This is a genomic window from Cytobacillus oceanisediminis (assembly GCF_003182355.1).
GTDB classification, from domain to species: Bacteria; Bacillota; Bacilli; order Bacillales; family Cytobacillaceae; genus Cytobacillus; species Cytobacillus oceanisediminis_A.
The window spans coordinates 669575-683993 of the sequence record NZ_QGTW01000001.1; the positions used below are offsets into that span (position 1 = coordinate 669575).

Annotated in this window: 12 protein-coding genes; all 12 read right to left on the minus strand. The window is 36.6% G+C overall.

Annotated elements, in window-relative coordinates; all coding sequences use genetic code 11:
• Positions 1–45: 45 nt before the first annotated feature.
• The 12 genes from DFO73_RS03175 to DFO73_RS03230 all read right to left on the minus strand — a co-directional run bounded on the left by DFO73_RS03175 (position 46) and on the right by DFO73_RS03230 (position 14143).
• Positions 46–1554, minus strand: a complete 1509-nt coding sequence (locus tag DFO73_RS03175) for a sodium:solute symporter family protein (protein ID WP_110063313.1) — start codon at positions 1552–1554, stop codon at positions 46–48.
• Positions 1555–2025 carry a hypothetical protein gene (locus DFO73_RS29135; RefSeq protein WP_258309184.1) on the minus strand — a complete coding sequence of 157 codons (471 nt, stop codon included), beginning with the start codon at positions 2023–2025 and terminating at the stop codon, positions 1555–1557.
• Positions 2026–2152: 127 nt separating this feature from the next.
• Complete coding sequence (locus DFO73_RS03185) at positions 2153–3232, minus strand: GerAB/ArcD/ProY family transporter (RefSeq protein WP_219993414.1); 1080 nt, start codon at positions 3230–3232, stop codon at positions 2153–2155.
• A 31-nt stretch (positions 3233–3263) separates the two neighbouring features.
• Positions 3264–4355, minus strand: coding sequence for a Ger(x)C family spore germination protein (locus DFO73_RS03190; protein ID WP_110063315.1), 1092 nt, complete (start codon positions 4353–4355; stop codon positions 3264–3266).
• Between the two features lie 26 nt (positions 4356–4381).
• The gene (locus tag DFO73_RS03195; RefSeq protein WP_110063316.1) at positions 4382–5905 is read right to left on the minus strand and encodes a spore germination protein; all 1524 of its coding nucleotides are present in this window, start codon (positions 5903–5905) and stop codon (positions 4382–4384) included.
• Between the two features lie 494 nt (positions 5906–6399).
• Positions 6400–7314, minus strand: coding sequence for a nucleoside hydrolase (locus DFO73_RS03200; protein WP_110063317.1), 915 nt, complete (start codon positions 7312–7314; stop codon positions 6400–6402).
• Positions 7315–7519: 205 nt separating this feature from the next.
• The gene (rbsK, locus tag DFO73_RS03205; protein WP_110063318.1) at positions 7520–8401 is read right to left on the minus strand and encodes a ribokinase; all 882 of its coding nucleotides are present in this window, start codon (positions 8399–8401) and stop codon (positions 7520–7522) included.
• Positions 8402–8473: 72 nt separating this feature from the next.
• Positions 8474–9403, minus strand: coding sequence for a nucleoside hydrolase (locus DFO73_RS03210; protein WP_110063319.1), 930 nt, complete (start codon positions 9401–9403; stop codon positions 8474–8476).
• Between the two features lie 66 nt (positions 9404–9469).
• A complete protein-coding gene (locus tag DFO73_RS03215) occupies positions 9470–10717 on the minus strand; it encodes a NupC/NupG family nucleoside CNT transporter (RefSeq protein WP_110063320.1) in 1248 nt (415 codons plus the stop codon).
• A gap of 239 nt (positions 10718–10956) precedes the next feature.
• A complete protein-coding gene (locus tag DFO73_RS03220; protein ID WP_110063321.1) occupies positions 10957–11874 on the minus strand; it encodes a pseudouridine-5'-phosphate glycosidase in 918 nt (305 codons plus the stop codon).
• Entirely contained in the window at positions 11875–12969 is a 1095-nt protein-coding gene (locus DFO73_RS03225) for a carbohydrate kinase (RefSeq protein ID WP_258309232.1), read from the minus strand. It abuts the gene before it with no gap.
• Between the two features lie 223 nt (positions 12970–13192).
• Positions 13193–14143, minus strand: a complete 951-nt coding sequence (locus tag DFO73_RS03230) for an EamA family transporter (RefSeq protein WP_110063550.1) — start codon at positions 14141–14143, stop codon at positions 13193–13195.
• Positions 14144–14419 lie beyond the last annotated feature (276 nt).

Below are 14419 nucleotides of genomic sequence, written 5' to 3' on the forward strand. Positions count from 1 at the left end.
GTTTCAAAAAAAAGAACCCGTAAAGCGGGTCCTTAACAAACTTATTTATGCACTAACATTAATTGAAGTTGCCTCCTCTGCATGTTTGCTTTTCTCTTTCGTAAAAGGGGTAATGTAAGAACCAAACACACAAATCGTTAAATTAGCAGCAAGACCGATTATTCCTCCATGAATGCCAAAAATGGTACTGTTCCCTGTTAAGGTTAACATTCCAGCAGTTATCGCCCCTACAAACATTCCCCAAAAAACAGGTGCAGCACTCAAACGCTTCCAGTAGATTCCTACAACAATAGCTGGGAATATTTGCGAAATTAATTCAAGCTTTAATACAAGTATTTGATACAGTGTAGCCGGCGGGTTCCAGGCAATCCAAAGCAATATTGCTACCATGACAACTCCAGTCACTTTACCAACAAAAACCTTTTTTTTATCTGGCGCATTTTTGTTTATATATCTCCCATACACATCATTTGATATCATAGAAGATAAACTGAGAAGAGCAGAGTCTGCTGTGGAAACAATTGCTGCAACAATCGCTCCAAAAAATAGAATCATAACCCAATAGAAAAATCCATTAATAGACGCAACTTCATTCGCTAATAACCCCACTAATTGTTCTGACCCACTTCTATCTAACCCCGGGAAAAGCATTATTCCAATAATACCAACCATAAATACTACTCCTGTTGTAATTGGCGGCATCCAAGCCATCCGGGCAAATGAACGTTTAAGAATCCGCTCGCTTTTTGAAGAATATATCCTCTGTATTGCCTGAGGATAAACCGAAGCCCCCAATCCAGCTAATAAAACCATACTTATCCAGTTAATTGAAGTCTTCATATCTGGAACCCCAGCTTTTGCCGGCTCGGCGTTTGCTAAATAACTAGTAACATTAGAAAAGCTGCCTCCCACCAAATATAAGGCTCCAGCTAAGAATGTAAAAATACCAATCATCATAACGATACCTTGCATGACATCAGTAAAGGCTACCGCCTTCATTCCGCCCATCCACTCATAAATTAACATGACCAATATAAACGCAATTACTGCCATCTGATAAGGAATTGTTCCTCCTGTTAGTCCTGATACTGCTAACCCAATTGCTACTAATTGCTCTAACATAAAATTACCAAGACCCCAAATCATCAATACAATACTTAAAAATGTAACAGCTTTTGAGTTAAATCGATGTTGAATCCAATCTGCAGGGGTAATAAAATTAAATTTCTTTGATATCACATACAAACGTGGAGCAAACAATAGATAAACGGCAATGACCATTGTCATAAAGAAAATGGACTGAATCCAAGAAAAACCCACTCTATAGGCAGCAGGCGTATAGCCAACTACAGTATTTCCACTGTATTGAGTCGCATATAAGGTAAAGAACAACGCAATAATACCCAAGTTTTTACCAGCCAAAAAGTAATTGCTCATATTTTCATGAAGACCTTTATCTTTACGCCCAGACATATAACCAATCACTAGCATAATAATTGCATAAGCTCCTAGAATGATAACTCCGTCTCTACCGGAAAAAATTAAATTATCCAATTATTGCTCAACTCCTTCCTCTTCTTGATCCTCCACCACGTTCCATTCCTTTAAACAAACCCAGCTTACTAAACCACAAAAAGCCAGTGAAAATAGTAATGAAACAAAAGCCCAAAACGGAAAGCCAAATATAATTGGTTTGATTCTGCCTACTGGCAAATACCACGGAACATTTCCCGCGAATAATATAATAACGGCTATCCAGATCCATTTTTTCCTAATTGGTTCTTTAATTGTTTTGTTATTCATAGCTTTCCTCCCAGAAATTATCTTTTTGTTAATACAAAATAAAGCGCTTTCAAAAAAGTCCAAACTTTTTATACTCCCAAAAAATATATCACCCATGCAAATAAGCAAACTCGCTTTACTCCTATCCCTTTTATTAAAAATCCCTGTCATTTGCCCCCCTTTTTTATTACAAAATTCAAAAAAATTAATTTGCTTTATCTTTTTATGCAACTTCCATGCCAATTATTAAATTGCCCTTTTTATAGTGTTTTTAATAAAAATAATAAAAAAGAGACATTGTTCGCAACATTTATTGTCGCAAACAACTTTAATTGCAACCAAGCAAACCGCTTTCATTTTTGTTTCTAGCCTACTTTTTGAGCTTTTTCCTAACAACAGAAATCAAAAAAAGTAATGGAATGTAGCAAAAGAGAAAGATGAGTCCACTATAACCAAAGATTTGGTCCATAAGATGGGAATATTGTATTTCAATTAATTCGCTGTTAACAAAATGGAAAACGGCAAGTAAACCAGCTAATACGTAAGTCGCTTTTACATTAGGAATCGTCAATTTAATAGACCTAATAGCCGACCACAGATAGATACAAATCACAGGCATAACCACTAATAGCCATGTAAAAATAAAAATAAACTCAAAACGTTCTAAAAATGGAAACTGAATAATTTTAATCATGGTCAAAGTAGGCCATGTTAAATGTTCCAGCTTTCCTTGCGTAAAAAACATAAATGTCATGATCGTGATCATCGTATATATAAAAGTTGAATACAGCAATGCTAAGTGCCCCCATTTGGGAGACTTTTCTCTATCTTTAATAAATGGGAAAAAAACGAGTACAGTCTCAAATCCTAGATAGAGCGGTGCGGCTTCTTTCGCAGAGATGAAAAAGTCCTTCGCTCCAAATTGAAAGAAAGGGAGGAGATAGGAAACCTCAACAAATTCAAGTAAATATAATAGTGAAAGTAGCATGAGACTAGGAATAACTACACCCCAGTATGCCACCGCCGTTACAATCCTAAACCCTCCCGCAACAATGTAAAAAATAAGAACAGAAAAAAGCAATGAGAATTCCCAGCTGGCTATTCCATCAAACACCCAAATCTGGAGAATATCGATATAGGTATGTAAAGTGAATAGACTAACCATCGAAAAATAGCTCGCTAGGATGATATTTAACATACCACCAAAAACCTTTCCGAAAATTTCCTTGTGGAAGGAGAGGATATCTCCAGCACTTGAATGCTTCAAGATATATAGCATCATCAAAAAGATAACATGCATCATTAAACCCAATGCTAAAACAGGGATCCATGCATCATGGCCTGCTCCCCCAATGATATTTGCTTGAAATGATAAAACAACAACCCCTGTCTGTGTGGAATTCATCAGAAAGAACAGAAAGTAGGGCGATACCATTTTATTTTCTTTCACCATCGCATTCATAATAATCCATCCTAATAAGCTAGCCTTCAAGGCCAGAATGTATGATTTGTATATTCACGTTTACATGGATTGGCAGGGTAGGATATTGCTCATAAAAGGATTCTTCCTCCCAGGTCCTATCCTTTGTTCGCACAATATTTCCAATCCCTAGGGGATCTACTTCATTTTCTTTGAAGGTTGCCAATAAGTCCCCCATCCCTTTTTCTAACTTTTCTACAATTAATTTCTTCATCTCCATGACATCTCCCGGTTTTTCAACATTAAATCGATCTGGATACTGAGTTAGGGTCATTTTTAGTTGTAAACGAAGATTTAATTGTTCCTTCTTCTGATCCCAATCCCAATTACTTTTACTTTGGAAGGCCCGAACAGTTATCTTTTCTCTTCGATCATTCTCGTCAAGCTCTATTTGATAGGTTGCTTGTGTGCGATCATCTTCAATAAATGAAAATAAAATCGTTTGTTCCGGTTTTAAATGGAGCTTTAATTTGTCATCCTTAAATATGCCAATCCCTTCGATCTTTACCCGATCTTTTTCGTCTATGGTTAGCATAGGAACATAAGCATCCATTCCCTCTCCATAAAAGTGATTTAAAAAAACATGAAGGTTCATGTTAGGCAGAGCCTGTCCTTGCATATTATGTTGAATCCGTTCAGCTAAGGTAAGGGTTTTTTCCTTTTTAAATGTGTTTAGCGTTTCCCTTGCAGAATGTGTAGAAACAGCAATTTGAATATTTGTCCCGAGCTGAGGGTTAAGAATAAATCGTTCCACCATATCTTGAATGCCTGCTTCAGCATAACTTTTCCCAAATAACAAAACCCTAATTTTTGCCAGTTCAACTGGTGCACTGGTAAGTGTCGCCATCTTTGGTACAAATAGATCACCAGTTGGTGCTTGTTCTTCTAAATAATGAATTTGATCACTGTCTTTACTTTTGGTATATTCAGGGAATAACGCCGTTCCTATTAATTCACCATTATCGGCTTGATCGAACCCAAATACATGGACAATACTAATTTTGTCGATGATTCTCGTTCTTGAGCAGCCAAAAAGACAAACGATACAAACCAATAGTAAGAATAAAACGTGATGCTTTCGCCATTTTTTCATTTTTTATCCAGCCTTTATTGAAAAAATTATTCAGTATTCAGACCTTCATCTGGGTCTTTATCTGAAACAGGTGAATATCTCTTTATACTTAATGGTCTCAAATACCAAGGACGCTTATCGTTTTTTACATAATTGGGCCTTACAAAGGAAATAGCAACTCCACCTTTTCGGTAAGGATAAATTGGGAGTAGAAATGGGACTCCCAATGATTTTAGTCTAGCTAAATGTGCGATTAAAAAGATTAATCCTACATAAATACCTAAGCCTCCCCATATAGCTGCGAGCAGGATAAAAGGGTATCGTAATAATCGGACCGCATTAGACATTTTATAAATGGGTGTAGTAAAGGAAGACAGCGCTGCAAGTGCTACAAAAATTAGCAAAATGTTACTCGTAAGGGCCGCTTCAACCGTTGCCTGACCAATAACAATCCCCCCAACAATCCCAAGGGTTTGTCCAATTTTTGTTGGCAGCCTGGCCCCTGCTTCTCTCAATAGGTCAATGGTAATCTCTAAAAATAAGACCTCTACTACAGGCGCAAAAGGAACATTCGCCCGTGAAAAAATTATAGGACCTAATAAATCCTTCGGTACAACTTCAAAATGAAAGGTTAATATAGCGACATAAAAGGCAGTAGCAAAAATGGAAAACAACATCCCAAATATCCGAATCAATTTAAAAAACGACGCAATGATTGTTGGAAGGTAAAAATCCTCCGGGTTTGAGAAAAATTCCATTAATGTTACTGGTCCAATGACAGCATAGGATGATTTATCACTAATCAAAACAACCTGTCCTTGCACAAGTGAACCTACTGTCCTGTCGACTCGCTCTGTTGTTATAAATAAAGGGAACGGTGTTCTGGTATGGTCCGAAATTAATTGTTCAAGTTGAGTATTGTCAAGGGAGACATCGACATCAAGTTCCTTAAGCCGCTGTTTTAAAGTATTTACGTATTCTGGATATGTAACCCCATCTAAGTATGCGAGTACTACCTTAGTCCTTACTCTTGAACCAACTATAATCTCTTCAAAAATCAGATCCGAAGTATTCAGATGATCTCTTATTAAATGTAGATTAGTGGAAAGGTCCTCAATAAAACCAACTTTTGGTCCAATCACACTAAATTCATTTTGTGTATCATTTGTTTCACGTTGACCCAACCGAGGATAACTAATATTTAGAAGTGCATATTCCTCCTTTTCGTCTTTAAAATATATGACAATGAATCCCTCGTGAAGGGCTTTTTCAACCTCTATGGGATCTTTTATGATTTTAATACCTTCTATTGGTACAATATTCCTTAAATCAGAAAGCTCTTTTATTGCAGAAGCCTTTTCCTTAAGAAAAGGCAAAACCGACTTTTGAAGTATGTTTGAATCAATCAATGTTTTGTAAAAACTTATTCGTAATGAATTATTTTTTTCTAATAGGGAGATAGTTGAAAAATCGCTTGACTTGTTGGCCTTTTCAAATACTTCACTTATCGTTTTTTCTACAGTTTCATACTTTCTTTTGGGTTGTTGTCGTACTCTCTTTTTTCTAAACATTTCTTCACCTAATCCTGCCAAGAAATCATTTGGTAAATGTAGTATTTAACAACAGTATTGGAATTATGTTCAAAACAATTAAATACGTAATTAAAATGATTATAGGTTATCAGGATCAATAACGCGGTCCTTTTAATTTAGTGGATATCCGATAGCTTGTTTTGATGCCTAGGTTAATTTTTAATTTAACAGGAATAACCATTGAAAAAACTATTCCGCTAAAATGCAAAAAAGTCATTGAAGCCTCCTCGCAACAATGACTTTTTCATATAATCGCTTTTCTAATATCAAAAAAATGAATCGCATTAACCGTTAAATAGGAATAAAAAGACCATTCACCAGCAATCAAATATCTCTATTTAATACATCATCAATCATTAATCGAACCTTATTATAAATGATCATACTTTATAAGAAACAGCACTTGCTCCATTAACCCCGATTGTTAAATAAAAAAGAGAGCTGCTAACAGCCCTCTGCATTAACTCACTAAATCATACCACTTTGCTAAGAAAATGGTCTAAAAATCGCTCCGCTTCCACTTCCGTACAGACGCGAATCCTTGGCTCACCTTCCTGGTTACCGACTGTTCTCCCTGCCTCTTCACCTTCTGTGACAACCTTCACGTTCATTGTTTCCGTCGTCACAAAACTTGAATCGATCGCAACCCCCACTGCAAGCGGGTCATGAAGAGCACAGCCGCCAATACCAGGATAAAAAGATTCATAATACTCGATGTAAAACTCAGTCATGTCTGCAAAAAAATCAGCCGTTTCTTTTCCAGCAGCACGCCATTCATTAAGCTTCGCTTTTGGCAATAAGGTCTGCATTGTTACATCTAGTCCCACAAGGGTGACCTTTAAACCTGAAGAAAAAACATACTCGGCTGCTTCGGGGTCAGCGATCATATTTGCTTCAGCATAGGCATTCACGTTCCCTGGTACTTTTACAGCCCCTCCCATAATAACAACCTCTTTAACGAGAGGGATGATTTCCGGTGCTCTTTTTATTGCCAGAGCGAGGTTTGTCAGTGGACCAACGGCGATGATCGTTATTTCATGTGGGCGATTTTTCACCTGTTCGATCATAAACTCCGGTGCAAATTGACTTTCCGCTTGTGTAATTGGATCGTTCTTCAGGGTATTGCCTAAACCGTCCTCTCCATGGACATGTTTTGCCCACCCCTTTTTTTTCCTGCGAGTGAAAGTTTGATCGGCTCCTGCGTAAACAGGAATTCGCTTCCCTGCTTTTTCTAAAACTGCAAGTGTATTACGCGTTGCTTCAGCTACTGATACGTTACCGAAGCAGGTCGTAAAACCAAGCAGTTCTAATTCTGGAGAGTTTAAGGCATAAGACATGGCTAAGGCATCATCAATCCCAGTATCAACATCTAATATAATCGGCTTCATATCTATTCACTCCAATCGTTCAAATTATCTTACGGATGTCTCCACATTACCCCGTAATTTTTCCTCCTTAACAACAGAAGGTTTGGTACAATACGCTGTACAACAGACGTCATGTACAGGTGGATGTTCAAACTCAAAACCTCTGCCAATGAATCCTCCCATACTAGGCTGGGAGGATTTTTATGATTCATTTTATTTAAAAATGTCATATTTCTAAGTTCAACCTTTTTATAACTCTATCTAAAGAAGGCATGCCGCTTTGAGCACCTTTTTTCTCAACGGCTATAGAAGCACTTGCATTTGCAAATCTTACTGCTTCTTCTATATTTTTTCCTTCTGTTAATGCAACAGCCAAGCTTCCATTAAAAGTATCACCAGCACCTGTTGTATCAACAGGATTCGTATGAAAACCTTTAATGAATACATGCTTTTTACCATTATAAAAACGGGCACCTTTTTCACCTAAAGTGACAATTAATTTATTAGGATACCTTTCTAATGATTGTTCAATATTTTCTCCAAAAATACTCCTGCATTCAGATTCATTTGGTGTAATATAAGTTGCCAAATCAATAAATTCATGTTTAAGATGATTGACCGGTGCTGGATTCAATACCACAGGAATATTGTGTTCCTTACATATTTTCAATGCGGTATGAACTGTGTTTGATGGTATTTCCAACTGCATGACCACCATTTCACTTTTCACAATTTCATTTTTAACAAGTTCTATTTCTTTAGAAGTCAATCGATTATTTGCCCCAGGAACGACAATAATTCTATTATCTGCATTAGATACGATGATTGTAGCAATACCTGTTGTTTCATCAGGCAATAAAAACACATGATCTGTTTTTATGCTTTCTTCTTTCAATGAAGTCAACGTCATCTTGCCATAATCATCAGCACCACAAGCACCAATCATCTGAACTTCCTTCCCTAATCTCGCTATCGAAACTGCTTGGTTTGCTCCTTTTCCGCCAAAATATGTGGAAAAAGAGGTTCCTAACGTCGTTTCTCCGTTATCAGGTACGTGATTTGTTTCAACCACTAAATCCATATTTATACTTCCAATTATGGTAATCATACTATCACCTCCCATTTAACGTTTCTCTAGTCAACTATTTTTCATCTAACTTGCTTCCTTCGATATCCGATTTTAGTATTTTTTAAGTGCATCAATCATTAGTTTCCAAAAACCTTCTACATCAAGCTCTAATCCAAACCTAGCATTAATTTCTCTACCCGTTACACCATGCAGATCAATTAACGTCGTTCCTGCTGTAAATTCGCCTTTCGTTTCCACTGTTATATTGACTTCTTTCATCTTGAACAATTCTGGTGCAACACAATAAGCGACGGTTAAAACATCGTGTACTGGTGCCCCATCGAAATCGAACATTTCTTTATATGTTGATGCAAAAAACACTAATAATTCACCAACTATTTTGGCAACTTTATTGTCAATTTTATTCACTCGATCAATCACTTCTTTTGTTGCCAAGGCTTGATGTGTGATATCCAGTCCCATAACTGCTATTGGAATACCACTATCAAATACTTTTTTTGCAGCTTCTGGATCAGCCCAAATATTAAATTCAGCCGTTGGTGTCCAGTTGCCAAATGTTCCCCCGCCCATCAGGACAATCTCTTCAATATTGTCCTTAATTTCTGGTGCTTTTGATAAAGCTAATGCAACATTTGTTAATGGTCCTGTCGGAAGAATGGTAACAGGCTCTTTTGACTCTTTTATTAATCTAACAATGGTATCAGAGCCATGTTCTTTACTCCAGCTGCGTGATGGTTCAGGCAGCTCAGGGCCATCCAAACCTGAATCTCCGTGAATATCAGGTGCTGTTTCTCTTACTCGAATCAATGGCTCACTCGCCCCTTTTGAAACAACGACATCTGTTAATGAAACTAAATCACAAATTTTTAACGCATTATTGGTCGTTTTTTCGATTTCTGCATTTCCCGAAACGGTGGTAATGCCTAAAATCTCTAATTCTGGCTGTACAGCAGCTAAAATAATGGCTATTGCGTCATCATGTCCTGGATCACAGTCCATAATGATTCTTCTTTTACTCATCCTATTTCACCTCTACTAAAAATTTCTAATTTCCCGCATCAGTTCTAGTTTTTAAGATTGATAGACTTAAAATAACATTCCCGCAATCGCACCACTTAGAAGTGAAGCGAATGCACCTGCTATAACAGCACGAACACCGAGCCTGGCAATGTCTGATCGCCTGCTTGGAGCAAGGCTGCCTAAACCACCTAAGAGAATAGCAATGGAACCAAGATTAGCAAACCCGCATAACGCAAAACTAACAACAATATTTGTTTTTGGAGTTAAGCTTCCCATCTCTGGTGCAAACGCAGCGTATGCGACAAATTCATTTAGGACGATTTTTTGGCCAATATAACTGCCGGCCTGAATTGCTTCAGCCCATGGTACTCCAACGATAAAAGCAATTGGTGCAAATAACCAGCCTAAAATCATTTCAAGAGAAATCTCAAAGCCAAACCAATTCCCTACCCCACCTAATAGTCCGTTCACTAATGCTATTAAAGCGATAAATGCAAGCAGCATAGCACCTACGTTAAGGGCAAGTCCTAAACCATCAGATGCTCCTCGTGCTGCTGCATCAATCACATTTACCGGCCCTTCATCTTTTTCGATTTTCGCTTCCTGGGATGGTTCAAGTGTTTCGGATCCTTCAAATGCTTCAACTGCTGCAGCTGTTTCATCTTCAGGAACTATCATTTTAGCCATAATTAACCCTGCCGGCGCAGCCATAAAGCTAGCTGCTAAAAGATACTCAAGAGGAACGCCTAATAATGAATATCCAAGTAAGACAGATCCAGAGACCGATGCCAGACCACCTGTCATCACAGCAAAAAGCTCTGACTGGGTCATTTTTGCAATAAATGGTCGAACGACAAGAGGTGCTTCTGTTTGTCCAACAAAAATATTAGCAGCTGCAGACATTGATTCTGCTTTACTTGTTCCTAATAGCTTTGAAAGTCCGCCACCAATTATTTTAATAATCATTTGCATAATTCCAAGGTAATAGAGGACAGAAATAAGTGATGAGAAGAAAACGATAACGGTTAACACTTGAAATGCGAAGATAAATCCTATATTTTCATTCCCAATTAAACCACCAAATAAAAACGTAATCCCCTCATTGGAATAGTCAAATATGGCTTGAATTTTCAAAGACAGCCATTTAAGAGCGGATTGCCCAAGTTCCCACTTTAAAACAATGAAAGCAAAGAAGACTTGAATAGCGAGCCCGCCTATGATTGTGCGGTAGTTAATCCCTTTTTTATTATTTGATAATAGGAAAGCCATGCCTAAAATAAAAAGAACACCCAAAACTCCCCATAGAAAGTTCAAAATGATCCCCCCTTAAAATATATTTATTGTCTATTTTTAAATAACAAAAACAAACAATCCTTCAGTCATTATGAATATAAAATTCAAGTAAAGCCTCTTCCTTTAAATGTTAACGTTTTCAAAATGAATGAAAAAACAACTTCTATAAAGTCTAGGTCTATTAAATATTGCAGAAGCCAATATTATGAGAAATTTCACTTTATAGAAGTTGAGTTTATTCCTAGTTTATGAACTAAAATTTATTTCGTTTTGTTATTGAAGCTAACGGCAATTTGTGATCCTACTTTAGCATTGTGCTTTACTAATTCGATATTGGCATCAAGGCTTTTGCCGTTTGTTAATTCTTTAATTTTACCTAGCAAGAATGGTGTGCTATCTTTACCAATAATATGTTTTTCTTCTGCTTCTTTAACTGCTTGATCGATAATTCCATTGATATAGTCTTCATCCATCGCATGTTCTTCAGGAATCGGGTTGGCGATTACTGCTCCACCCTTAAGGGTTAATTCCCATTTCGTTTTTAATGTCTCTGCAATGACATCAATGGAATCAGTAGAGAAGTTTAATTTATGTTCACTATTTCTAGTATAGAATGCTGGGAGGTACTCCGTTTCATATCCAATTACAGGTACCCCTTTTGTTTCAAGGTATTCTAGTGTAAGAGCCAGATCCAGGATTGATTTAGCACCTGCACAAATGACAGCTACATCCGTTTGAGCTAATTCTTCAAGGTCAGCTGAGATATCCATAGTAGTCTCTGCCCCTTTATGAACCCCGCCAATACCACCTGTTACAAAGATTTTGATATCTGCCAAATCAGCACAAATCATTGTTGTTGCAACAGTCGTTGCACCTAGTTGTTTTGTAGCAATAATTTGCGCTAAATCACGTCTTGATACTTTAGCAACATCGGAACTTTTACCAAATAACTCTAATTCATCATCTGTTAAACCAATTTTAATTTTTCCATCAATGATCGCAATTGTTGCTGGAACAGCACCGTTATCACGAACAATTTGTTCAACTTCACGAGCCATTTTTACGTTTTGAGGATAAGGCATACCATGTGAAATAATAGTCGATTCTAATGCTACGATTGCTTTACCTTCCGTTTTTGCTTGTTGTACCTCTGCAGATAATTCAATGTATTGTTTCATTTAAATTTCCTCCATATCTAACATAAATTGTTTTTGAGATAATTCTTGTCTAACTGTATATTTTGACATAATTGTTTTGTGTGCATTGACCAATCCGGATTTGATAATGTAGTCCATTTCTTTCTTTTGCAGCCAGGAATAAATAACTCCTGCACAAAATGAATCTCCTGCACCTGTAACATCCACAACCATTGGTGTTTCGATAGCTGGGAAATAATGAATCTTTCCATTTTCAACTCCCGCCATTACACCTTTTGCTCCACTGGTCACAATAACATTTTGTACACCTAACTCTAACCACTTCTTAACTGAATTTTCCCAATCTTCCTTATCATTGATTTTCATGTTCATAAACGTTTCTGTTTCATCTTTATTTACGATGAGCCAGCTCACTGCATTCAGCGTTTTTGGAAGCCTGTTCATTTTTGGCGCCGAGACAGGGATAATGACTAATGGAATATGATGTTTAGATGTGAAAGAACAGAGAAAATCAATCGTTTCACTTGGACAGTTCAAATCCGCTACGATACATTTAGCTCTTCTAAGAATATTGCTGTTTTTGATCAACAGCTCAGGTGTAATATTTTCATAAACATCCATGTCTGCTAATGCGACTGATAAATCCCCATTTTTATCTAAAACGGCTGTATAGGAACCTGTTGACGAATGTTCAAATTGAGCGACATGCTCCAAATTCATAAAAGGGGATGATAAATCATAAATCTCTTCCCATTCTGAATCGTTGCCTCTTGCTGATAATAAGATTACTTCCTCACCTAATCTTCCTAAGTTTTCCGCAATATTTCTTGCTACTCCTCCTACCGATGTAGAAGATTTGACTGGATTAGACGTTTCATGAGTAATTTCATATTTCGCATAGAATTTTCGATCGACGTTAGCTCCGCCAATGCAAATAATAGGATTTGTTTCATTTAAAACATAAGCCTTGCCTAAAACATATTCTTTCTTGATTAATCCAGAAATAATATTCGCAACGGACGACATTGATTCTCCTACTATTTCAGATAATTCCTGCTGCGAAATAAATGGATTTTCTCTAATCATATCTAATATTAATTTTTCATTTTCATTCATTTCATCAGTCATTTTATACCCCCCCTTTCAAAACAAATGTTTATTGGTTGAACATATGTTTAGTATACGGTTTCATTTTAGATTGTCAATAGTGCTTTAATTAAAAATTAACTATTTCTTCTTTTATTTTCTCTTTATTTTTTAAAAATAATTAAATAAAAAAGAAGATCACCAAAGCTTTGTATTTTGAAAAGGGGCAACTAGTAAGCGTGAAATGCAAACATTAACTAATATGTTTTTTTAATTCACCTGGCATATTAGATTGATTTTTTGCATTATGTTTTGAAATTTTATTTTTTCTTAACAATCCATTTCTATCTAGCATGGCTGGTAAACTCATTCCGAGAATAATCGTTACGATACCAACTATTTGAAGAGCAGTAACCGTTTCACTTAATAAGATGACTGATACCATTACCGCGATTGGCAATTCAATCGCACTCAATATCGATGACATACCTAAACCAACTTTAGGAACTGCGATCGTGAATAGGAAGACCGGTATGATCATGCCAAATAACCCCAATGCCAAACCATATATCCATAGTCCTTCGTTGAACAAAGTCCCATTCCAAATAATTTCCGGCGACTGAAACACTGCCGACATCATAAAAGCAAAGAAAGAAATCAATACTAACCGGTTAGAAGTTGTCATACTTGCAGTTGCCCTTCCATTAACAAATAAAAATAGGGAATAACAAAGAGCTGCTGCTAACCCCCATAACCACCCTTGAAAAGGTATTTGAGATAAACCAACATCAATTAAACCAGCTGCTGGTATTGTTCCTGCTACCAATATGATTAAAGATATTAATTCAATTCGACTTGGAAATTGGCGTTTTGTTATACAAGAAATCAACATGCCTATCCATGTAAATTGAAACAGCAGGACAACTGCCAAAGAAGCAGGCAAATAGTTTAATGAACGACCATATAAAATATTTGTTAACCCTGTTAAAACGCCAGCAAAAATAAGAATTTTTACTCCATTAAGGCTTAATTTTGTTCTGTTTGTAAGCAGGAAAATACCAACAGCGATGCAAAAGCCGATAAAAAATTGACTTGTCACTGCTTCTGAGACCGAAAAACCACTGCGCATTGCCAGTTTTATGATGGTTGAAACTACACCATAACTACTAGCTGCTATCACTACCAACAGGGGATAAAGATATATCCTCATCATTCTACTTCCTCCTCGTACAATTTTTTATAGAATTGAATTTGATTATGATTTTAAAAATTTCAAAAAAAATCATAATCTCCAATATAAATTACCGATAGACTTTTTTGCAATCTATTTTTTAGTTATAATGGATTGACTAAATCAACCGTCCAGATCATTTAGCTCATGTATTTTTTATCTTTTGCCAGTAACAAAAAGGTTGTCCGGTTAAGCCATTTTGTTATAAAGATAGCCGAGAAATAATCTATTAAAATCGGGTTTAACACT